This is a genomic window from Capnocytophaga ochracea DSM 7271 (assembly GCF_000023285.1).
GTDB classification, from domain to species: Bacteria; Bacteroidota; Bacteroidia; order Flavobacteriales; family Flavobacteriaceae; genus Capnocytophaga; species Capnocytophaga ochracea.
In genome coordinates this window covers 1984061-2007725 of sequence record NC_013162.1, presented here as the reverse complement: position 1 = coordinate 2007725, position 23665 = coordinate 1984061, and the positions used below count along the sequence as shown (strand labels likewise).

Annotated in this window: 23 protein-coding genes and 1 pseudogene; 14 read left to right on the top strand and 10 right to left on the bottom strand. The window is 38.0% G+C overall.

Features of this window, described 5'->3' with window-relative positions:
* Position 1: 1 nt before the first annotated feature.
* The 9 genes from COCH_RS08470 (at position 2) to COCH_RS08430 (ending at position 8117) form a co-directional block, all read left to right on the top strand.
* Positions 2-1003, top strand: a complete 1002-nt coding sequence (locus tag COCH_RS08470) for a vWA domain-containing protein (RefSeq protein ID WP_009422293.1) — start codon at positions 2-4, stop codon at positions 1001-1003.
* 26 nt (positions 1004-1029) lie between these two features.
* Positions 1030-1482 carry an HYC_CC_PP family protein gene (locus COCH_RS08465; RefSeq protein WP_015782743.1) on the top strand — a complete coding sequence of 151 codons (453 nt, stop codon included), beginning with the start codon at positions 1030-1032 and terminating at the stop codon, positions 1480-1482.
* 86 nt (positions 1483-1568) lie between these two features.
* Complete coding sequence (locus COCH_RS08460; protein WP_015782742.1) at positions 1569-3824, top strand: TonB-dependent receptor; 2256 nt, start codon at positions 1569-1571, stop codon at positions 3822-3824.
* A gap of 76 nt (positions 3825-3900) precedes the next feature.
* Positions 3901-4251, top strand: coding sequence for a heavy-metal-associated domain-containing protein (locus COCH_RS08455; RefSeq protein WP_002671387.1), 351 nt, complete (start codon positions 3901-3903; stop codon positions 4249-4251).
* Between the two features lie 119 nt (positions 4252-4370).
* Positions 4371-5270, top strand: a complete 900-nt coding sequence (locus tag COCH_RS08450; RefSeq protein WP_009422336.1) for a DnaJ C-terminal domain-containing protein — start codon at positions 4371-4373, stop codon at positions 5268-5270.
* Positions 5271-5272: 2 nt separating this feature from the next.
* Entirely contained in the window at positions 5273-5545 is a 273-nt protein-coding gene (locus COCH_RS08445) for a chaperone modulator CbpM (protein WP_009422326.1), read from the top strand.
* 48 nt (positions 5546-5593) lie between these two features.
* Positions 5594-5914, top strand: coding sequence for a hypothetical protein (locus tag COCH_RS12200; RefSeq protein ID WP_015782741.1), 321 nt, complete (start codon positions 5594-5596; stop codon positions 5912-5914).
* A gap of 157 nt (positions 5915-6071) precedes the next feature.
* Positions 6072-6899 (top strand): SAM hydrolase/SAM-dependent halogenase family protein, encoded by an 828-nt coding sequence (locus tag COCH_RS08435; protein WP_015782740.1) that lies wholly within the window; start codon positions 6072-6074, stop codon positions 6897-6899.
* Between the two features lie 138 nt (positions 6900-7037).
* Complete coding sequence (locus tag COCH_RS08430; protein ID WP_015782739.1) at positions 7038-8117, top strand: efflux RND transporter periplasmic adaptor subunit; 1080 nt, start codon at positions 7038-7040, stop codon at positions 8115-8117.
* 8 nt (positions 8118-8125) lie between these two features.
* Here COCH_RS08430 and COCH_RS08425 read toward each other — a convergent pair whose 3' ends face one another.
* Positions 8126-8683 (bottom strand): L-threonylcarbamoyladenylate synthase, encoded by a 558-nt coding sequence (locus COCH_RS08425; protein ID WP_015782738.1) that lies wholly within the window; start codon positions 8681-8683, stop codon positions 8126-8128.
* 36 nt (positions 8684-8719) lie between these two features.
* Between COCH_RS08425 and COCH_RS08420 the strand changes: the two genes are divergently transcribed.
* Complete coding sequence (locus COCH_RS08420; protein WP_015782737.1) at positions 8720-10912, top strand: FUSC family protein; 2193 nt, start codon at positions 8720-8722, stop codon at positions 10910-10912.
* Between the two features lie 173 nt (positions 10913-11085).
* Here COCH_RS08420 and COCH_RS08415 read toward each other — a convergent pair whose 3' ends face one another.
* The 9 genes from COCH_RS08415 to COCH_RS08375 all read right to left on the bottom strand — a co-directional run bounded on the left by COCH_RS08415 (position 11086) and on the right by COCH_RS08375 (position 20618).
* Positions 11086-13839, bottom strand: a complete 2754-nt coding sequence (locus tag COCH_RS08415; RefSeq protein WP_015782736.1) for a hypothetical protein — start codon at positions 13837-13839, stop codon at positions 11086-11088.
* Positions 13840-13995: 156 nt separating this feature from the next.
* A complete protein-coding gene (gene rplI / locus COCH_RS08410) occupies positions 13996-14523 on the bottom strand; it encodes a 50S ribosomal protein L9 (RefSeq protein WP_015782735.1) in 528 nt (175 codons plus the stop codon).
* A 17-nt stretch (positions 14524-14540) separates the two neighbouring features.
* Positions 14541-14819: a 30S ribosomal protein S18 gene (gene rpsR / locus COCH_RS08405; RefSeq protein WP_002671374.1), complete on the bottom strand. Its 279-nt coding sequence runs from the start codon at positions 14817-14819 to the stop codon at positions 14541-14543.
* Positions 14820-14823: 4 nt separating this feature from the next.
* Entirely contained in the window at positions 14824-15165 is a 342-nt protein-coding gene (gene rpsF, locus COCH_RS08400) for a 30S ribosomal protein S6 (protein ID WP_002671370.1), read from the bottom strand.
* Positions 15166-15310: 145 nt separating this feature from the next.
* Complete coding sequence (locus COCH_RS08395) at positions 15311-16273, bottom strand: KpsF/GutQ family sugar-phosphate isomerase (protein WP_009410800.1); 963 nt, start codon at positions 16271-16273, stop codon at positions 15311-15313.
* A gap of 761 nt (positions 16274-17034) precedes the next feature.
* Entirely contained in the window at positions 17035-17958 is a 924-nt protein-coding gene (locus tag COCH_RS08390; RefSeq protein ID WP_041546799.1) for a hypothetical protein, read from the bottom strand.
* 70 nt (positions 17959-18028) lie between these two features.
* Complete coding sequence (locus COCH_RS08385) at positions 18029-18508, bottom strand: hypothetical protein (protein ID WP_143713230.1); 480 nt, start codon at positions 18506-18508, stop codon at positions 18029-18031.
* A gap of 69 nt (positions 18509-18577) precedes the next feature.
* Positions 18578-19057 carry a hypothetical protein gene (locus COCH_RS08380; protein ID WP_015782732.1) on the bottom strand — a complete coding sequence of 160 codons (480 nt, stop codon included), beginning with the start codon at positions 19055-19057 and terminating at the stop codon, positions 18578-18580.
* A gap of 1 nt (position 19058) precedes the next feature.
* On the bottom strand, positions 19059-20618 hold the full coding sequence (locus tag COCH_RS08375) for a hypothetical protein (RefSeq protein WP_015782731.1): 1560 nt from the start codon (positions 20616-20618) through the stop codon (positions 19059-19061).
* Positions 20619-21142: 524 nt separating this feature from the next.
* On the opposite strand from COCH_RS08375, the pseudogene COCH_RS11595 reads away from it, so the two are divergent.
* The 4 genes and pseudogenes from COCH_RS11595 to COCH_RS08360 form a co-directional block, all read left to right on the top strand.
* Positions 21143-21484: pseudogene (locus COCH_RS11595) on the top strand (ATP-binding cassette domain-containing protein); the annotation flags it as partial.
* 69 nt (positions 21485-21553) lie between these two features.
* Complete coding sequence (locus COCH_RS08370) at positions 21554-22237, top strand: cell division ATP-binding protein FtsE (protein ID WP_009418270.1); 684 nt, start codon at positions 21554-21556, stop codon at positions 22235-22237.
* Between the two features lie 50 nt (positions 22238-22287).
* Positions 22288-23247 carry a D-2-hydroxyacid dehydrogenase gene (locus COCH_RS08365; protein WP_009421560.1) on the top strand — a complete coding sequence of 320 codons (960 nt, stop codon included), beginning with the start codon at positions 22288-22290 and terminating at the stop codon, positions 23245-23247.
* Between the two features lie 7 nt (positions 23248-23254).
* Positions 23255-23650, top strand: coding sequence for a DUF937 domain-containing protein (locus COCH_RS08360; RefSeq protein WP_015782729.1), 396 nt, complete (start codon positions 23255-23257; stop codon positions 23648-23650).
* Positions 23651-23665: the final 15 nt, after the last annotated feature.

The following is a 23665-nucleotide window of genomic DNA, read 5'->3' as shown; positions in this document are numbered from 1 at the left end:
TATGCTTAAAAATATTACTTTTGCCAATCCACAGTTCTTTTGGTTACTATTAGTCTTACCACTAATGGTGGCGTGGTATTGGTATTGGAATAAGAAATCTAAACCGAATGTAACTATATCTTCCACTATCGCTTTTAAGAAGATGAGTTCGTGGAAAGACCATTTATACCATTCTTTATTTGCCTTGCGCTTATTGGCAGTGGCCTTACTAATTATAGCATTAGCGCGCCCACAAACCCATTCAGAAAATGCACACACAAAGATTACTGATGGGATAGATATTGTAATGGCAATAGACGTATCGGCGAGTATGCTTTCAAAAGACTTAAAGCCTAACCGTTTTGAAGCACTAAAAAAGGTAGCTTCACAATTTGTAAAAGACCGTCCTAATGACCGTATTGGACTTGTTATCTACGCAGGAGAAAGCTATACTAAAACTCCTGTGACTACGGATAAAGGTATTATCTTAAACGCTCTTTCGGAACTTACTTATGGACAAATAGAAGATGGTACAGCCATAGGTATGGGACTGGCAACGGCTGTAAACCGACTCAAAGAAAGTAAAGCCAAGAGTAGAGTTATTATCCTCCTTACCGATGGGGTGAACAACACAGGATTTATAGACCCACAAACCGCAGCTGAGTTGGCTGCTGAGTACGGTATTAGAGTATATACAATAGGGATAGGCTCCAATGGAACGGCGCTCTCACCTTACGCACTCAATCCTGACGGTAGCATAATGTACCGTATGTTACAAGTGGAAATAGATGAGCCTCTAATGAAAAAGATAGCTGAAGTAACACACGGGAGATACTTTCGTGCCACTGACAACCAAAAGCTCCAACAGATTTACGATGAAATCAACAAGATGGAGACTACCAAGATTGAAGAATTTAAATACACTGAGGTAGATGAGAAATTCAGACCCTTAGCGATAATTGCTGTTGTTTTATTACTTCTTGAGTTTTTATTAAAAAATACTATCTTCAGAAACGAAATATAAAAAATTGTCGTATCTTTGCCCCCGCAATGAAAAGAAAACTTATCAACATATTATTATCAGCGCTTATCCTGTTCTCCAATTCAGGGTGGGCGATTACTTTTCATTATTGCAAAGACACCTTATCGTCAGTGTCCTTAGAGTACCCTACTTCTGCGAGTGAAGAAGAGGAAGACTGTACTACAATGGACTCTTGCTGTGCTTCGGATGACAATGAGGACGAAACAGAAACTTCACATAAAAAGTGTTGTGACGACACATCTATCACTTCTTCTATTTCTGATAGTACATCGGTAGTAAAGGTATTGGAGTTGCAATTACAGCCCTTTGTAATAGCTACTCCTACCCTACCCATATTAGAGGAGGTAAGCATTACTGAGACGGTAAAGAAATCTATCACTACTGATTTCTTTACACAGCTGAATGCTCCGCCTCTGTACGAATTGTACTGCCAGAGAGTGTTTTATTCAGGTAAAAGATAAGAGATAAGAGGTAAGAAGTAAACTCCTTTACCTCTGTTTTCTAATCCTTAAATTCTAATTCCTGAACTGAATAAAACAGAACAATAATGTACAAAAAATATATCTTTTTATTAGGGCTGTTGTTGCCCTTGTCGCTCTTTGCTCAAAATTTTAGCAAAGGGTCTGTAATCGATGAAAACAAGACACCACTTATAGGTGCTGATGTATATTGGGAAGGTACCCAAATAGGGACTTCTACTGATAACGAAGGAGCTTTTACCTTAAAACGACCTGAGGGAAGTTCTACTTTAGTAGTAAGCTATGTAGGGTATAAAAAGAAAACTGTGAAAGTAAGCGGTAACACACCTTTACACATTCAGTTAGAGCCCGAAACTACTTTAGAAGAGGTAGTAGTAAGCTACAAACGTGCTAATACAATGAAATCGCAGTGGCAAGTTGCCGATGTTCACACAATGAGCAGTGGGGAACTGCTGAAAGCCGCTTGTTGCAACCTATCGGAGAGTTTTTCTACCAATCCGTCGATTGATGTGAACTTCTCGGACGCCGTTACGGGTAACAAACAGATAAAGATGTTAGGTTTGACTAGTCCGTACATATTAATGGCAGAGGAGAATATCCCTACGATGCGCGGAGCTTCGCAAGCCTACGGACTCTCGTTTGTGCCTGGTACGTGGATTGAGAGTATCCAGATTACCAAAGGAGCAGGGAGTGTGATTAACGGGTATGAAAGTATTTCGGGGCAAATCAATTATGAAATAGAGAAGCCTATCAATGCCATTCCTTTTTTCTTGAACTTATACGCATCGGAGGATAACCGCTACGAAATCAACGCCCATACCAATAAAAAGCTCTCTGATAAATGGGCGACTACCCTCTTTGCTCACGGCAATGTGCGTCAGCAAAAAGCTGACCACAATCACGATGGTTTTATAGATAACCCGATAGGTAACCAAATTAACTTGTTGAATCGTTGGCAGTACGCCGATGCTCAAAAGGGTTGGGTAGGCTTTTTGAACCTCCATTATATGAAAGATGAGCGCCAGGCAGGTGAATTGCGCTTTAATCCGCTGACTGACAAAGGTACTACCAATGCTTGGGGCAGTGAAGTAAACTCCGAACGCCTCAGCGCATCTAACAAAATAGGGTATGTATTTCCTGATACGCCTTATAAGAGCATAGGCTTACAAAACTCTTTCCAATCGCACAAGCAGGATTCCTACTTTGGTTTGAATCGCTATGATATACACCAAAAAAGTTGGTATGGCAACTTGATATACAACTCTATCATCACTAATACCAAGCACAAGTTTGCCACAGGACTCAATGGTACTTACGACGATTACAACGAGATGCTTAGTACTAGGGCTCTCACAGAGGATTTTTCACGTGTAGACCGCTCGGTGGGTGCCTTCTTTGAATACACTTACGACAATTTAAGCAACTTCAGTTTTGTAGCAGGGGTACGCGCCGACAGTCATAATCACTTAGGAAATTTTATCACTCCACGCTTGCACGTGCGTTACAATCCTTGGAAGCAAGCTACTTTTAGAGTATCGGCAGGACGAGGTAAACGAGCTGCCAATGTGATTGCTGAGAACCAACAGCTCTTGGCTTCTGCTCGAGAGTTTACTATCGTAGGAGGTGATGGTGGTAAGCTCTACGGTTTGAACCCTGAAATCGCTTGGAATTACGGCGTGAGCTTTTTGCAAGCGTTTAAAGTATTGGGCAAGAACGCTGAGTTCTCCATAGACTTCTACCGCACTGATTTTGACAATCAAGTAGTAGTAGATTTGGATAACTCACCCCAACAAGCCTTGTTTTATAACCTGAATGGTAATAGCTTTGCTAACTCTTTACAAGCTGAGTTTAGCATCACACCTGCCAAAGGTTTGGACTTTAAAGCAGCCTACAAGTATTACGATGTGCAAACACAGTTTACCAAAGGACAATTGGAGAAGACCCTTACCCCAAAACACCGTTGGTTTGCCAATGTAGCTTACGAGACTCCTGAGCGTCACGAGAACAACCATTCGCAATGGAAGTTTGATGTAACCTTCAATTGGTTAGGAGAACAACGCTTACCTACTACGGCTACGAACCCAGTGGCTTATAGACTTAGCGATTACGCTCCCTCATTTGCTACACTCAATGCCCAAATCACCAAAGTATTCTCTAAGACTTTTGAGATATATGTAGGCGGTGAAAATATCACCAATTATAAGCAAGAAAACGGAATTTTGGCTGCCAACGACCCTTTTGGTGCGTATTTTGATAGTACTATGCAGTACGCTCCTGCTTTCGGACAGATGTATTACGCAGGACTAAGATTTAAAATTCTATAATTAGCAAATAATCGTTAGTGGTTAGAAAGCTAACGATTAATGACTAAAAACGAACAACTAATAAGTATTTTTCAGAATGAAAACACGTATTTTATTATGGGTAGCTTTGAGTTTCTTTGGACTCACTACCGCAAGTGCTCAACAAGCACCTAACAAAAACAAGAAAGTAGAGTTTGCCGTAGGAGGCAATTGTGAACAGTGCAAAGCGCGCATAGAAAAAGCAGCTTACAGTGTAAAAGGCGTAAAGAGCGCTAATTGGAACATCAAGAGTGGGAATATGACTCTTATTTTTGACGAACGCAAATGTAGCGAAAGCGATGTACAAAAAGCCATTGCCAAAGTAGGACACGACGCAGGCAAAGAACGCGCTGACGACGAAGTGTACAATAAGTTACACCACTGTTGCTTGTACCAACGCTTGCCTTAGAACCTAAGCAAAAACACAATCATAGGAAGAGATAAGTCCATCTCTTCCTATTTTTTTATCATTTGTATATAAAATATATCAAATAAAGTAGTATCTTTGCGACTGTTAAATTATTAGAGATGATAGATTACTATAAAACCTTAGGGGTAGAAAAAACTGCTACCCAAGATGATATAAAGAAGGCTTACCGCAAGTTGGCGCGCAAGTATCACCCTGATATGAATCCTAACGATAAGACGGCAGAGCAGAAATTTAAAGAGATTAACGAGGCTAACGAAGTACTTAGCAATCCTGAAAACCGTGCTAAATACGACAAGTATGGCGAACACTGGAAATACGGAGAAGAATACGAAAAAGCCCAACAACAGCAACGCTCCCAAGGTGGTTTTGGAGGATTTGAAGGCTTTGGTGGAGGTAACTACTCTGAGGGAGACTATTCTGATTTCTTCAGAGATATGTTTGGCGGACGGACTTCGGGATTTGGTAGAGGTTACGGTAGTGCCTCAGGTAAGTTTAAAGGACAGGATATTTTTGCGGATATGTCGCTACCACTGCGAGAAGTGGCAACTGCTCAGCAACGTACTTTTACGGTGAACGGCAAGAATATACGTATTACAGTACCTGCGGGGGTATATGAAGGGCTGCAAATTAAGCTAAAGGGTCACGGATACGAAGGATATAACGGAGGACCTAACGGTGATTTGTATATCACTTTCCATATTGAACCCGACGCTCAGTTTGAACGCAATGGCAACGATTTGAAAACTACTGTAAATATCGACCTATATACAGCTATGTTAGGTGGCGAAGTGCAGATAGATACCCTCAGTGGTAAAGTGAAAATGAAAGTAGCTCCTGAGACACAAAATGGCACTACGGTGCGCTTAAAAGGTAAAGGTTTTCCTGTGTACAAGCAAGAAGGCTCATTTGGCGACCTTTTTGTAACGTATCAAGTACAATTGCCTAAAAATCTTACGGAACAACAAAAAGCATTATTTGAACAACTTAAAAATTCATAATTATGAAAGATAGAATTTCAAGAGAAGACATCGTTCGTTTGTACAATATAGAAATCACATTCTTTGACGATTTAGAATCAAGTGGACTTATAGAAACGGAAGTGATTGACAACACTACTTACCTGCATTACGACCAGCTTTCGGCTTTTGAACGTTTTACTAATTGGCATTACGACCTTGATGTGAATATGGCTGGGTTGGAGATTATTCATAGGCTATTACAACAAATTGAAGAATTAAAGGGAGTAAGATTGGAGGTAAAAGATAATGGTTAATGATTAATGATTAATGATTAATGGTTAATGGTTAATGGTTAATGGTTAATGGTTAATTTGGGAGAAGCTTATAGAAAACTTATAGGAAAGACGGTGCGAGCCACAAGAACAGATAAACAAATGACGGTGCGAGCCGCACGGGCAGATAAACAAAAGACGGTGCGAGCCGCACAGGCAGATAAACAAAAGACGAAGGAAGAACGAACAAAAGACGAACAAAAGACGAACAAAAGACGAACAAAAGACGAACAAAAGACGAACAAAAGACGAACAAAAGACGAAGGAAGAACGAACAAAAGACGAACAAAAGACGAACAAAAGACGAAGGAAGAACGAACAAATGACGGTGCGAGCCGCACGGGCAGATAAATAAATAACGAAGGAAGGGCAAACAAATGACGAAGAAATGATGAAGGATAATGGAGGGAAGCTTAAGGATTGATTATTGCAGATTTAAAGGAGGTAAGTTAACTTCATACTTATATATTTATGCTGTTTTAAACTTGATATCATTATAACAAAAGGAATGAAAATCATTACATTAACTACTGATTTTGGTTTACGAGATTACTCGGTGGGAGCTGTAAAGGGTGCTATTTATAGTAAGTGCCCCGAAGCTTGCGTGGTAGATATCTCGCATTTGATATCACCTTTTGATGTGTTTCAAGCTGCCTTCATCTTAAAGAATGCTTACGTACATTACCGAAAAGGAAGTATACATATCATAGGGGTAGATGCGGAGCGCACTCCTGAGAAAAGGCATATGGTAATGAAACTGAACGGGCATTATTTTATCGGGGCTGATAACGGTATTTTTCATCTTTTAGCAGAAGATAAAAAGAACGCTGAACTGTATGAAATAAAAGGCGAACAAAGCACTGAACTTTTCCCTACGCTGTATTCATTCCCTTTGATTGCCCAGAAAATATGCGAAAATATCCCCCTTAACAAAATAGGCAAGAAAACCGATACGTATTTAGAGGCTACTCATTTTAAACCAGAGATATCTGCTGATAAACGTTTCGTTTACGGTACGATTATTTATATTGACCACTATGGCAATGCGGTGAGCAATATCAGTAGGAAATTATTTGAAGAAATAAGGCAGAATAGAGCTTTTGAGGTTATCTTTAATATGTATACTTTCAAAAAGATTTATAACCAATACAGCGAATTTATTGATTTTAGTGTTCCTCTCGACCTTCGCGCTCCTGATGGAAAACGAATGCTTCTGTTTAACGACCTCGACTATTTGCAGTGTAGTGTTTACAAAAGTGATACTCATACAGTAGGGGGAGCTTCTTCTTTATTAGACATCAATTACCTTGATAGAGTGAGCGTTCACTTCATTTAATAGCAAATAAAACAACCCAATGAAGAATGAGAAAAAAGTGAATGAAGGTAAAAATATGGAAACTTTTTTTGTTTATTAAGTTTTTTTGTTATACCTTTGCCCCCGATTTAGAACACTTAATACAGTAATTTAAGAAAAATGAAAAAAATAATTACTACAGTTATCATAATAGTCCTTGTAGGATTAATGGGGCTCCGCCTATATTCTAACAAACAAAAAAATGCTGAAGAGGTAGCTATTGTAGCCCAAAAAGAAGCCCAAGTAGCCGTACGTGCTGCCAAAGTAACAGAAGAAAAAGTAGCCGACCTTTTTACGGCTAACGGTACTTTTGTAGCGGAACAAGACCTGAATGTATCTTCAGAAGTAGGAGGACAAGTCATAAAAATTTACGTAAAAGAGGGTGATTTTGTGAGAGCAGGGCAAGTATTGGCACAAACAAAAGCCGACAGAACCAATGTGCAGTTAGACAATGCCAAAGCGGTACTCGAAACTGCAAAATCGGATTTAAAGCGCTTTGAAAGTGCTTACCAAACAGGAGGAGTTACCGCTCAACAATTGGAACAAGCGCGCTTGCAACTCAAAAACGCCCAAGCAAACTACAATTCGGCAGCTATTGTATCGGGTGATACAGCGGTACGTAGTAAAATCAACGGGATTGTAACTAGCAAAGAGGTAGAAGAAGGAACACTTGTAAGTGCCGGACAGACGTTATTCAACGTGGTAAATATCGACAATTTGAAATTGAAAATTACCGTAGATGAAAGTCAAGTAGGAGAACTAAAAGTGGGGGATGTTGTTAAAATAAAACCTAGTACTTCCTCAGAATTAATAGACGGAAAGATTATTTTTATCGCACCGAAATCTAATGGAGCTCTCAAATTCCCCGTAGAAATATTGGTAGCCAACAAAGATAAAAAGCTAAAAGCGGGAATGTATGCGACTGCACAGTTCGGCAGTGGTAATGATGAGGTTACAGCTCTTGTGGTACCTCATTCTGCTTTCGTGGGTAGTGTGAGCCAAAATAAAATTTTCAAAATAGTAAGTAGCAAAAATGCTAAAGGTCAGGAGGTGCTTAAAGCTGAAATGGCAAATGTGAAAAGCGGTCGCAATTTTGGTGATAAGGTAGAAATCATCAGCGGACTTACTGTTGGTGAAGAAGTGATTACCAGTGGACAAATTAATATAGATAACGGAACACCTGTGAAAATAGTAGAGTAACTTACTATTTATCTTAATATTTGAATCTCTCCGTCTGTATCAAACCTAATCAGACGTGAGGGATTTTTTATTTGAGTATCGTCTTGACGGTAAGGTACTACATAATCACATTGCGCAATAATTTGGGGATTAATGAGTTGGTAATACAAAGGTGTTGGCTCTCCACTGATATTAGCAGAGGTAGAGACTATAGGTTTGCCAAAATCGGCAATCATCTGTTGGCAGAACACATCTTGCACGACCCTAATGGCCACTGTATTATCAGCAGCTATCACGTTCTTAGCCAAATGCAAAGGGTGACTATAAATAATAGTGGTAGGCTCTTGCAAGGTTTGAAGATAGGTAAGCACCTTAGGAGGTATATCTGTTACATAGTGCTGTAACATCTCTGTATCACTCACTAAAATGATGAGGCTTTTGCTCTCACTGCGTTGTTTTATTTGGAAAATCTTAGCTACCGCTTCAGGATTTGTAGCATCACACCCCAAACCCCAAACGGTATCGGTGGGGTATAGAATTACCTTTCCTGCCTTTAATATTTCAGTTATCAGATGGTTATTTGCCATTAGTTTTGTAATTTTGCCCGCAAATATATGTAAAAAATGTATACCTCCATCATATCATTCTTTAAAAGTTTTTCTTTCTTCAAAGGGTGCCTCAAAACCATTGCGGTGCTTATTCCCTTAGGGTTGGGCTATTGGTTTGACCTAATGGATATTGGCTTACCCATAGCTTTGAGTATTGTTGCAATTTCGCCCAGCGATATTCCAGGGAATCAAAAACACCTCTATGGTGGTCTTTTCATAGCAACATTACTAGCAACTATCAGTTCTACTTTGGTAAACCTCACGGCTCCTTACGAATACTTGTTACTGCCTACCATATTTCTACTCACCTTCGGAAACGCTTATATTTCGTTATACGGACATCGCGCTACAATGGTAGCTTTCGCGGGATTATTTGAGATAGCCTCTACTTTAGCCCACTTGCAAACAGGGTGGGGTATTGTTTTGTACAGTGGTTGTGTGTTATTAGGAGGTTTGTGGTACAGTGTATTAGTGTATATATTCCTAAAAATACGTCCGCGCTTGTACAGTGAACAGCTGTTAGGGAAGTGCTTTGCTCTTACGGCAGAGTTTTTTTCGGTAAGAGCTGACTTACTCATCGCCAAAGACAGAAGCGAGGGACTCAAAAAGCTCATCAACCTGCAAACAAGCCTCAATGAAAAATATGAAAAGCTCCGTGAAGCCGTACTTGATTCACGGAGCAAATCGGGTAAAACCGATTACCTGCAACGCCAATTTTTGATGTTCATAGAGCTGGTGGATATCTTCGAATTAGCTTTAGCCAACCCCGTACAATATGAGAAAGTGGACAAGGCTTTTGCCGAGCATCGTGAATATTTACAAACTTATGTAGATTTCCTCAAAGAGCTATCGAGACAGCTACAACAAATGTCCGAATACATTGGGTCACGCAAAAAGATACAATTAGACAACTGTTTAAAAGACTTATTAGCGCAAACCAAAGAGAAGAACGAAGCCTTGAAAGCACTTTCAGAAGTATCGGAAGAAGATAAAGAACGTGCTTTGCTGTTGCGAAATTTTTATATCTATATAGAAAGTCAGTATCATTCTATTGAAAATATCCGACATATTTTTGAGAACTATTATAGCAACGATGCAGGGGTACGCGATGAGAGTACTTATCGCAAGTTTGTGAGTTACCAAAACTACTCGTGGCGACGGCTCAAAGACCATATATCTTTAAAATCTACCTTTTTTAGGCACGCAATGCGTCTATCTATTGTGGTATTTTTGGGTTATCTCATAGGTGATATATTCCCTATCAACAATGCCTACTGGATTATCCTTACCATCTTCATTATTATGCGTCCTGGTTTTGGGATTACCCAAGAGCGCTCACTCAGCAGGGTTTATGGCACTATGATTGGTGGGGTTGCTTCGTTTGCTGTGATTTACCTACTCCCCTACCCTAGTTTGTACCTCTATGTCGCTATTTTGTGTATGCCTATTGCTTTTGGGTTGATTCAAGAGAACTATATGTACGCCTCTATATTCATCACTATCAGTGCGATATTTATTTTTGCACTGATTACACCTAATGTTTATAGCCTTATTTATGACCGCCTATTGGATACCGTTATAGGTGTTGGGTTATCGTTTGCAGGTAATTATCTCATTTTGCCTACGTGGGAACACAATACTTATAGGGAAGCGGTTACCAAATCAGTAAAAGCTAATATTGGTTACTTACAGCAAGTAAAAGAGATTTTTAACACCGGAGAAGGGATTACCACTGCCTATAAAGTATCGCGCAAAGAAGCTGTGTTGGCACTCTCAAACCTAAATACCACCTTCCAACGAATGTTACAAGAGCCGAAGTTTATGCAGTACAAAAATCCATCAGTATACGGGATTATCGTGATACAGCAAGCCTTCTTAGCCTCTGTGGCTTCGTTTGGTATTAGGTTGAACAGCAAGAAAGTAACCTTTCCTAAATCGGTATTCAACGAGGCAATTGAGAGTCTTATAGCAGCCTTGCAACACTGTTTGACGTTACTTGTTGAACCTACGGCTACTGCTCAAACTGATTATAAAACGCCTATTGAACAATTTAATCAGTCCATTAGAGAAATAATAGACACTCCTCAAAATACAGATACCTCTTCAGCTATCTCAATGCGAGAGACACAATTCTATGGAGAACAGTTCAACTATCTGTTTGGATTAGCGAAGAACTTAGAACAAGCTATTCGGTCTATCAATACGTAATAAAAACTAAGGCGTCACCAAATTGATGACGCCTTAGTTTTTATTATTTATCTTATAATTATAATTGTTCTACAAATGGAATAGTTACTAACCAAAAGCCTTAAAGTAAAGCTTCGAGGTTATTGAAAACTTCTAACATAAGTATAGTATTTTAAGATAAAAAGCAATATCTCTTAGCGAATTGTTTTGGGGTCTACCCCCATATTCACAATCGCTTGGCGAATATCAGCAAAAGTTTTGAGATTAGCCTTCCCTTTTACCAATTCGTAATTGGTTCCTTTTTTAAGGTAATTAATCAAGCTAGTCTGTCCTCCAAAGTAAGAAGGTTTAACTTGGTCAATAGAAGTACCATTTTTAAGTGCTGTAAAGAACATACTATATTGGTTCGCACGTTCCTCTATCTCTCTTCTACCTTGGTTAAATTCAAACATTACCACACTCCAATCATTGCCTTCCAAACGTTTTAAATTCATTTTCACTCTATCTACAACTTCTTCAGAACAAGCCTGTGAATTAAAGCGTTTCATATCTGTAACAAAGGTTTCTGTAAGCGATACATTTTTAGCGATAGGTCGAGTAGTATTCTCTCCTCGTTTCACTGTTTTAGGATCGCGTGGCTCACTTATAGTTACAGGTCTTTCAGTATTGTAAGAAGGGGTAACTGTTTTAGGTGTTCTTCCTACTGTAGTTTCATTTCTATTAACAACAGTTGCTTCAGATTTGGTAGCAGGTTGCTCTTCTCTCTTAGGTCTTTCTACAGCCACTTCCACTTGGTCACGTGCTTTACTTTCTCTAATTATTCTTTGCAAATCTGTTTGATAAGACTTTAATTCAGAACTACCTCCTTTTAAATAAGGACGCAAAAGGCTATCTACTTGTTCACTATTATAAGCAGAATAATCAAAATCCTTTAAGAAATTTTCCCATACGGCTTTTTCAAACTCAGGTCGTAATTTATCTGTAAGGAAATTGCGCTTTTGGGCTTCTGCTATAAAAAGACTTCCCTTAGGGTCTGCGTGAGTTTCTTTCCAATTATTCACATCCAAAAGAAATGCCATTGCAGGCGAAATCAAATCTATTTTAAGAGTATCTTTGCTATTTGCTTCCACCATTTTAGCTAACTTATTGAGTTGTTCTTCACTTAATAACAGAGTGTCTTTCCCCTCTTCTTTGAAGCTAACAACCAATTTTGTCTCAGCGATAGGCAAGCTCTTTTTTAACCTAATATAAGAATCCTCAATCTCGTAAGTGCGCTCATCTATATTGGTTAAGAAGTGCATTTCGTCTATTTCACTCTCCGAATTGATTGCCACATAAGCCTTCACAGGATTTTTAAGCATCGGGAAAATAAACCAATAGCCTACACCTACTAATATTAAAACAAAAGCAACAGCCGAAGCAATCTTTATCCAAAACGCACGAGACTTAGTGTTCATCTCTATCGCTTCGCCTCGTTCAGTGGTAGCAACTCCTCTGTTTACTACTGATAAACCATTAGAAAACTCAGGACTCTCTGAGCCAATCATTTGTGGATTGTAAGCTCCTTTAGCTCTATCAAAATTAACCTCCCCGCTCTTCGATATACTAATAACTCTTCCTGTATCTTGATTTTCAAACTCAAAATGGTATAAGTTCTCCGGTAAAACAATCTCTACGGGCGAATCACTGCGCAAGTTTTTACTGAATACAATACCATTGATTTTTAGAGATACTGAAGTTATAGTACTCGAAATAATGGTAAACTGATACTTTTCAAAAGGTACTGATAAGGCTACCCTATCATCTACCATATAGTTACTCTTGAAAACAATACCATTGTAACTAAGGTTGAATACATTACGTGCCTCATCTCCTTTTAGTAAAAAGTAATATCCCTTTGTATTAGAGTATAGCTTAGCTTTAAAAGTCGTACTCTCTAATGATAAGAACGAAATGTATTTCTCAAACTCTCGTTGAGGAGTTTCCACGTACACCTTAAACTCTTTTGGAGCAAACGGAATTAAATCAAAAGTATAATTGTTTTGTACTTTCTTGATATAACCTCTTTTTATCGCTTTCTTAATCGTATCGTGATAAGAGAACATCTCGTGGTATCTCGACTTTTCAAGAAGCACTTCAATAGTATCATCGTCCGAGAAGACTTCGTTCATATAGGTAGCTCCCACGTCTTTACCATTCTTCATAAAAGCTAATATCTTAATATTAGCATTAGAAGGCAAAAACCGAGAAGCTCCACCACTTTCTCCTGCATTGGTTGTTTGGAAAGTAGAGGCACTTGTTCTGGGTATTGCGTATTCTGGAAAGAGAAAGTCAATACTATAAGCTCGAGGGTCTTCCACAAATTCTTTGCGCAAGAACACAAGGTCTTGATATTTCTCAAACTCAGGACGGTAAGGCATATTGAAGTATTTATCTACCTCATAAATATCCATATAAGGGAAAACCTTAGGCATATAGCTTTGGTCTAATGCGAAAGAAGCCGTTACTGGTTCCTCTACCAACTGCTTTTCATACCCTCTCAGAAGATTAAAATATGGAAATATATCCTCTTTTTCATTGAGTAACGGAATATTGTTCTCGTAATTGATATGCTCTGCAAAGTACATATCCATTAACAAGTTCAATACTTGTCGTACCCCTCTCCATTGTAAAAAATGTGGTATATACAATGAAATGGCTATATACACACCGCTCTGTCCATTCACTTCTTTTGAGGAACGGTATTGTGTGTATATCTTGTAACTATTGCTAAACTGCAATGTGTAAAAATCTACACGCGGGGTGTGTATGCGTATAAAGGCACTGATATCTTTCAATCTGTCCTTTACTTCTTGTAGCTGAAAGTTAACTCCTTGTGAGGCTAACACCTTGCATCCCTGCTTGTAACCCCATATTGTTAGACCTATTGTATTAATTTTGGATTCCATAGTATTTTTTGAGATTCTGCTAAAATTGGTACAAAAGTACACATTATTTTTAATATACAAAAATTTTATTGTAAAAAAAATACCTACAAAGGCAAATTTCCCTTATAGGTATCAAAAATTATAATTGATATGAACTATTTAAATCCTTATAATTTATTAGTTTCCAGCAGGTTGCTCAGTAGCAATTTCCGCTTTGGGCTCTTCAGTCTTTTCTGCAGGTTTTGTCTCTACTTTTGCTACTTCTGCTACAATTTCAAATGGAAAATCAACAATTACTTCACGGTGTAAACGGATAGAAGCATTGTATTTCCCAGCACGTTTGAGGGTGTTACCAGCGATAGAAATAAATTTCTTATCAATATCGTGACCCGCTTTGGCTAATTCTTGTGCCAAATCACCATTATTAATTGACCCAAAAAGCTTATCTCCAGCACCTACTTTGGCAATAATTTTTACCACCAATGACGAAAGTGCTTGAGCTGTTTTCTTAGCCTCATCAATAATGTGTTGCTCTTTGTAAGCTTTCTGTTTTAAATTTTCAGCTAATACCTTTTTTGCTGAGGGAGTAGCCAAAATTGCAAATCCTTGCGGAATGAGGTAATTACGTCCGTAGCCGTTCTTTACTGTAACGACATCGTCCTTAAAACCTAAATTATGTACGTCTTGTTTTAGTATAATTTCCATAGTTTCTACTCCTGTTATTATTTTAATAAATCGGCTACATAAGGCATTAATGCCAAGTGGCGTGCTCTCTTCACAGCGGTAGCCACCTTGCGTTGGAACTTCAATGAAGTACCTGTAAGACGACGAGGTAACAACTTACCTTGTTCGTTTACAAACTTCAAGAGGAAGTCAGCATCTTTGTAATCAATGTATTTAATACCTGATTTTTTAAAACGACAATATTTCTTTTGTTTTGAAGTGTCGATGTTTAGCGGAGTAAGATATTTGATATCTCCTTTTTTTTGTTCTACTGCCATTTTCTTACGCTTTTTTAGTGTTTAACTTTGCTCTTCTCTTTTCAGCCCACTCAATGGCGTGCTTGTCTAATTTCACAGTCAAGTAACGCATCACGCGCTCATCACGACGGAATTCCAATTCAAAAGCATCAATTACTTCACCAGCTACTTTAAACTCGAAGAGGTGGTAAAATCCGCTTTTCTTGTTCTGGATTGGGTAAGCTAATTTCTTCAAGCCCCAATTCTCTTTTGCTACAAATTCTGCACCCCTTGAAGTAAGAAAATTCTCGAACTTTTCTACTGCTTCCTTTATCTGTGTATCAGATAAAACGGGATTCAAAATGAAAACAGTTTCGTATTGATTCATAAATAAAATGATTAATTTTTAATTCGAGGTGCAAAAGTACTACAATTATTTTACCTGACCAAATAATCTGCAATATTTTTTACAAAATAATATCCAAATACCTGACAATGAACAATCATCACAACTCTCTCACCTTTCTTAAAATCTATATTAAACCTTCTTGTATCAAATTATGCAAGTGTATAATCCCCTCGTATTGCCCTTCACGCGTTACCAATAACTGCGTAATTTTATTCTTCTCCATTAGGTGTAACGCATCAATAGCCAAACTCTCCAAGTCAATCGTCTTAGGGTTAGCACTCATTATATCTTTAGCTACCAATCCTTTTATACTATCCGTTTTACTGAGCATTCTGCGGATATCCCCATCAGTCACTACCCCCACAATTCGTCCATTATCAATCACAGCAGCTACCCCCAACATCTTTTCCGATATTTCCACAATCACCTTCTTAATATCAGTATCCGGAGCCACTTCGGGCTTTTGGTTGTGTACTACAATGTCAGCCACTTTCAAATACAAGCGTTTCCCTAATGCTCCACCGGGGTGATATTTAGCAAAATCACTGCTACCAAAATGCTTCATTTCAAGCAAACACACCGCTAAGGCATCACCCAAAACCAACTGAGCGGTAGTGCTAGTCGTCGGAGCTAAGTTATTAGGGCAAGCTTCTTTCTCTACGTGAGCGTAAAGCACACTATCAGCTTGTTGGGCTAAAACCGAATTTCTGTTAGAAGTAATCGCTATCAATTTGTTATTACCGCGTTTGAGCAATGGTACCAATACTTTTATTTCGGGCGTATTACCACTTTTTGAAATGCATATCACCACATCGTCCTGTTGTATGATGCCCAAGTCACCGTGAATCGCATCAGCAGCGTGCATAAAGATAGCAGGCGTACCAGTAGAATTCATTGTCGCCACTATTTTATTAGCAATAATAGCACTCTTCCCGATACCCGTAATCACCACACGCCCCTTCGATTGCAATATATACTCCATCGATTTAGTAAAATCGTCATCTATATAGTCTACTAATTTAGCAACTGCCTGAGCTTCTTCACTGATAGTTTGTTTGGCAATGGTTATAATTTCTTCTGTTTTCATTCTCAATAAATTGTTTTGCGTGAGGCAAAAGTAATACTTTTTTTGTTCATATAAAAACACCATTCGCTTTTTTGCTTTCTCACAAACATCTTTTCCATACAATTAAAACGCTTTATTCACTTCCTCTTTACAGTACTCTCTTGGCTAAAAAGAACTGTTTATCGTGCTACACCCTTCTGTATAAAATGAAGTCTTGAATAGCCATTTTACAAGGCACATCCTTGATTTTGTTTTAAATCTGAAATCAATTTTGTTTAATTTCTGAGGTACAGCCTCACATCTCTACTTCAAACTCACATTATCTACTATCCCCACATACTTTGCCAAAGTTTGAGATTTTGGCAAAGTTGAAATCACCTTCGCCCTTCTATCCACTTTTCACTTTAAACCTTTCGTTTTTCCAGTCTTTGTCCTTCGCCTAATTAACACTTTTTAACTCTTCAATATTTGCTATTAATCCCTCATTCTTAACTACTTATATACCCTTCCTATACCAATCTTCCAAGATTCGTATAAGCTTCCTATAAGCTTTCTATAAGCTAACTATACCATAACCCTATCTTCGATATCTTACGAGTTTATCCGAGATTCTCCGATAACACACCTTTACAATCCCCACTCTATTGAAAAAAATAAGACAATAGTTTTTCATACCATTGCCTTATAATAATTATTTTTTGTTCTCTCTTCTGCTCATTCCTTTTTCAGTTCTTGTAGCATTACATCACAAGAACAAAATAATAAATATAAAATTAACTGTTTCATTTTCCTTTCTTCCAATTTTCTACTTCTTTCTCCTTATCTTTCCATTCTTTTTTAAGCTCCTCTGCCCAAAGCAAACGATTTTTAGCACCGTGAATTACTTTGTCCCAATCACTCCTTTTAGTGCCAGTTCTATCGATCTTTCCTATTGGGTAAAAATAATCGCCATAGGCTCCTGCCACAATTCCTTTATCTTTAATATAAACGAGCTCATCAATACCTCTATTATCATAATAAGAATATTGATAAAAGAAATACATAGTATCCTCCCATTTTTCTTCTATATTAGAGAGGTAAACACCTTCAAGGATATCAGGTATAACAAAAATATCATCTAAATAAAATTGTTGAAAAGGCTTAAATTCTTTATATTTCTGCTTCAATACGTTAATAGGTACTATAGGTTGATTGGTATTAAGAATAAAATTTTTGGTAGCTAATTGAATCTCACGAGACACCTCTATACAATAAAAGTCATCTATTCTGATAATTTTGCCTACATAATACTTGTCTTTTACCTTTTTTACTAATCTCACCCCACTAATATCATCTTCTTTTTTAAGAGAAAAACTAAATTTTTCAGGAACGCTAAATACTTTATAGATAGCTCTTGTAAAAATCTTTTTAACAGGAAAAAGATTATTTTCTATTTTTCTAAAATCTATCTCTTCCCAATCAGTTTTGCTACTAAGGTCAGGAAGTATAGAAAACAACATTATATAATCTTCACCCTTATTTAAACCATAATTTGAAAAAAACACATTATACATTTCAATAGTTCTTCTAGGTCCATAAGGAGAAGTATCAAGCGTATAGTGTTTTATCTTAAAGTTAGCTGTAAGACTGTCAAGCAATATATATTTTTGTTCTTGTGCCATCACAGCACAAGAACAAAAAAGTAATAGATATAATAACTGTTTCATAAGGTTAGTTTTTACATATTTCTACAAAATAAGACAATGGTTTTATTACCATTGCCTTATTTTTTAACTGTTAAAGATACAAGAAGCACAATCTTTTAGGATTAAAACACATTCCTATAGCGATACTGATAATCTTGTTATCATCATCTACTACCACAGCAGCCTGAAAGAAAACACCTTTTAGATCTTTATCATAAATATAATATACATCTCCCCTATCAGAAGCTACAGCACCACCTTCTGTTTTAAGTTTTTTATCAGCTTCTTTAAAGTTTAGTATCTTATATCTATGTCCTTGTAAGATTTGCTTTATATACAAAAGAGATTCTTTTATTTCATCAATTTCTTTTTTTGTATAGGTTCTTGTGAGTTTAAACGATGGGAAAATCTGTTGTATATCCTCGTTTTCATAAATATTTAAGATCTCCTCGTCAGTATTGAGAAGCGTATGTACATACGCTTCTACTACTTTTCGTTGTTTTGCCTCTTTATTAGGAGGAGTCATCGCTAGTAAAGGGAGTATTAAAATTAAATATAATAACTGTTTCATAAGGTTAGTTTTACATATTTCTACAAAATAAGACAATGGTTTTATTACCATTGCCTTATTTTTTAACTGTTAAAGATACAAAAAACATAACCTTTGTGGGTGGTCACACATTCCTATAGCAATACTAATAATCTTATAATCATCATCTACTACCACAGCAGCCTGAAAAAACACACCATCTCCATCTATATCAATATAATACACATCTCCCTTATCAGAAGCTATAGCACCACCTTCTCTCTTCAGTTTTTTATTAGCCTCTTTAAAGTTTAGTATTTTATATTTATGCCCCTGCAAGGTTCGCTTTACATACAACAGAAAATCTATTGCATTATCAATCTCATCTTTTGTATAGGCTCTTGTGAGTTTTAGTAAAGAAGTAAATTTTACAATATCCTCATTGTTACTAATGGCTCTTATGGCATCATCCTCGGTATTGAGAAGTATATGTACATACTCTTCTACTACTTTTCGCTGTCTTGCCTCTTTATTAGGGGGTGTCATCGCTAATAAAGGCAATACTAAGATTAAATATAATAACTGTTTCATATTAGCAACCATTTCCTTTACTTGCGGGAGCTTTTCCTCCTCTTGTGTTAATTTTATTTTTAAATGTTGAACTATCTCTTAGTGCTTTGCCCAATATGCCAGGAGCAGAACCTCCTCCTCCTGTCCAAATTCCTTTACAATAGGGTAAAGTGATATTTGCTAAGTTGGCTACGGATATGGCAAAATCAGTACAATTACTATAGCTTAGATTGTATTGACGGTCATAAGATTTTTCAGATAATTCTATAATCTTTTGTAGCTGTTCTGGAGAAATCTCCGCCGAAAAAGAAACAGAAAAAGAATGCCTATCATCTTTTCCTAAAACAGAATCTACATTGTTATTAGATATTGTTTTGTGTCCAGGCACATTAGGGTAGAAACCATAGGTATATTGTTTTTCCCCTTGCGTGATACCTATAAAAGTATGCCCTACATTTGTCCAATTTTTAATATTTCCAGTTCCAGGGTTGGGCTCATCTACATAAATGGTTAATGTAGCACCTTTATTGAGGTCTACTGTGCTAAAAAAGCATTTATTATCATATATAGGGTCGTCAGGTCTATCAAGAACTGGAGCTCCTTCTTTTTCCTCTTTCTCTTCGTCATCTATTGTCCTCATATTTTTACTCTTCTTTCCTCCCTTTACGATGCCCACTCCTACATCACTACTGCTTGATCCTCCATTTCCGCCTCCTATACCATCTTCATTGGGTTTGGGGTCTTTTCCTTTGGTAAAATTTCCATAACTGTTTCCGCTATAGGTAGGATAAGATCCATAATGAACAGGTCTTGTACCATAAACATTTACCGTCTCTAACTGAATAGGAGCGTCTCCACCAGCTACTCCGCCTCCACCAATTCCTCCACCAGTTCCTCCGCCTGCGCTTCCGCTTCCGCCTCCGCCTGTGCCTCCGCTTTCATTATCTAATCCTCCAGAGTCTTCTGTTTTAGCCTCAACCCTGATAGAAGCCGGCGCTCCCTTCATTTTCTTTGGTTTTTTTCTTCCTGCTTGCGCAGCCTCAGCATCTACTACAAGCCTATAATTTGCCTTAACTTTGGGTACCAACTGGTGGCTAATCACCCCATCGGTCATTCGGTAGGCTGAGATAAACTCTCCTTTTGGGGTAAACAAATAGAAATCGGCATTTACAATGCGGTTGTCTTGGGTAAGGCTGTCTGGCTCTGTAATAAAAAGGTATGGTTCAGTAACACCGTCTTCTTTTAAGAAGAGCATTTCAGCACTCAAGTCAGAACCTATTATCGTAATAGGTATTTTAGCATAAGCATCACCTGCTAGTGTTTGTGTTTGTAAAAAATACCGCCAATCGGTTTCTAATTCAATAAACGGGTACTTCCTACGGCTTACACTGTTGGCAGTGCGTTTCTGGTTTTCCGAAGCCTCAAAAAGACTCTTGGCTTCATTTAAGCTCACCACCGCTTGTGGGTCTACGGCAGGAACAGGGGCTTGTTGTGGTGCCTCAGGGGCATCCTCACGTTGGCAATAAGTAAGCGCAAGGGCTACCAATGCCAACATTCCGAATTTGATAATTTTATGACTCATTGTTTGTTTATTTTTGCACCAAAAGTATAATGTATTTCTTTAAAAGTCAATAGGCAAAAGTAAATTTTAACATTTCGTTCCTCTTTCAAACTTTGCTGAAAAATAGGGTAAACCCTTCATTTTAACATTTTTTTCTTAATCATTTTGTCCAAACATTGCTGAAAACTCAAAGTTTAAGTCAAATCATTGTATTTTTTTCAATAACACAAACTATAATATTTAACACATTTTAACTCTCTACAATCTGTAAATTTAACTTATATCTCTCTCCAAGAATTTCAAATAAACTCATCTCCTCATTCTCTAATTTTCTCATTCTCTAATTCTCCCATTTTCTAATTCTCCCATTTTCTAATTCTCCCACTTCCCTGCCATCGTGTTACGACCGTCTGCTGTGCTACGGCTATTTTCTATATAACCTCACTTTTTCACTTTTTCTCCAAAAAATTTCCATCATACAAATATTTTTTCTACCTTTGCAGGAATTTTGTAAGGTAAATAGTTGCCTTACTGAACTTATATCAATGGAAGAACCAGTATTAGATTTAAAAGAAGTATCAGTATATCAAAAGAATACCCTCATTCTCTCCAATGTAAATCTCACCATTGGGAAAGGTGAATTAGTGTACCTTATCGGCAAAACAGGGTCAGGAAAGAGTAGCTTAATCAAGTTGCTCTACGGCGATTTACCCCTTACCAAAGGACAAGGAAAAGTCGTAGGTTTCAACCTAAATAAACTCACCGAAGACGAAATCCCTCTGCTCCGCCGTAAACTAGGAGTCGTATTCCAAGATTTCAAACTGCTTACCGATAGAAGCGTGCACGATAATCTCGCTTTTTCACTTTTTCTCCAAAAAATTTCCATCATACAAATATTTTTTCTACCTTTGCAGGAATTTTGTAAGGTAAATAGTTGCCTTACTGAACTTATATCAATGGAAGAACCAGTATTAGATTTAAAAGAAGTATCAGTATATCAAAAGAATACCCTCATTCTCTCCAATGTAAATCTCACCATTGGGAAAGGTGAATTAGTGTACCTTATCGGCAAAACAGGGTCAGGAAAGAGTAGCTTAATCAAGTTGCTCTACGGCGATTTACCCCTTACCAAAGGACAAGGAAAAGTCGTAGGTTTCAACCTAAATAAACTCACCGAAGACGAAATCCCTCTGCTCCGCCGTAAACTAGGAGTCGTATTCCAAGATTTCAAACTGCTTACCGATAGAAGCGTGCACGATAATCTCGCTTTTGTGCTGAAAGCTACCGGATGGACTGATAAAGCAAAAATACAACAACGCATAGAAGAGGTACTTGCAAAAGTAAAAATGCAGAATACGGGTTTTAAGTTCCCTCACGAGCTATCAGGAGGCGAACAACAACGCATAGCTATCGCACGTGCCTTGCTCAACAACCCCGAACTCATCTTAGCCGATGAACCCACAGGTAACTTAGACCCCGAGACTAGCGTAGAAGTAATGCAAGTTCTCAAAGAAATCAACGCCTCGGGACGAACCATACTGATGGCAACTCACGACTATGCCCTCATTCTCAAGTTCCCTTCCAAAACCCTAAAATGCGATGGCGAACGCATCTTTGAGGTTGTACAGAGAAGGGTATAATTGAAATTGGCAATTTGCTAATTCACTAATTTACTAATTAAATTAATATAATGGCGATAAAGATACTTGCAAACGATGGAATTTCCGATTCAGGAAAAGAAGCGTTAGAAAAAGAAGGTTTTGAAGTTATCACTACTAAGGTAGCTCAAAACCAATTGATAGACTATATAAACAAACACGCAATCGATGTGCTCTTAGTGCGTTCAGCCACACAAGTGCGAAAAGATATCATCGATAGCTGTCCGTCACTCAAACTCATCGGTAGAGGAGGCGTAGGAATGGACAATATAGATGTGGCACACGCCAAAAGCAAAAACCTACACGTGATTAATACCCCAGCCTCTTCGGCTAATTCGGTAGCCGAGCTCGTTTTTGCTCACCTTTTCAGTGGCGTACGTTTTCTACACGATGCCAACCGCAATATGCCTTTGGAAGGCGACACTCAGTTTAACGAACTCAAAAAAAACTATAACAATGGCGCCGAATTGCGCGGTAAAACCATAGGCATTATAGGGTTCGGACGTAGCGGACAAGCGGTAGCTCGCATTGCTATCGGTTTAGGAATGAACGTAATGGCTTACGACCCCAAAGTAACTGAGGCAGTAATAACCCTCGACTTTTTCGACGGACAAACCTTGCCTTTCACTATCAAAACCGTAGAAAAAGAACACCTACTGGCAAAAGCTGATTTTATCACTCTCAACAACAGCCCAGCAGAAGGAGGTTATATACTCGATGCAAAAGAGTTTGCCTTGATGAAAGATGGTGTAGGAGTCATCAATTTAGCACGTGGAGGTGCTTTAAATGAAGTAGCCCTTATAGAAGCCTTAGATAGTGGCAAAGTAGCTTTTGCAGGTTTAGATGTATTTGAAAACGAACCCAACCCCGCTATACAAGTGTTAATGCACCCTCAGGTATCGCTTACCCCACACATAGGGGCAGCTACTAACGAAGCTCAGAACCGCATAGGTTTTGAGTTAGCCTCACAAATTATAACCTTATTTAAATAATTATTATATGGCAGGAATGTTAGATTTTTTAGGAGGTGATAACCTTCAACAACTCGTAAAAGGATTGAGCGAGAAAACAGGTATCGGTAGCGATAAAGTAAGCTCGGTAATGGATTCACTCAAATCGATGCTCGGCAAAGCCGAAGGTAGTGAGATTTTAAACAAACTCACAGGCGACGGGCAATCGTCTACCTTAAAAGCTATCAGTGAGAAAACAGGCGTTTCATTGGATAATGTAAGCAAGATTTTCCAAAACTTAACCCCAATGATATCCAACTTTTTCTCAGGCAAAGGAGGTAACATCAGTGAAATGATAAACTCTTTCTTCGACAAAAACAAAGACGGAAATGTAATGGATGATATTATGGGAGGTATTGGCAACCTCTTTGGCGGTAATAAATAATTACCTTATAACCGT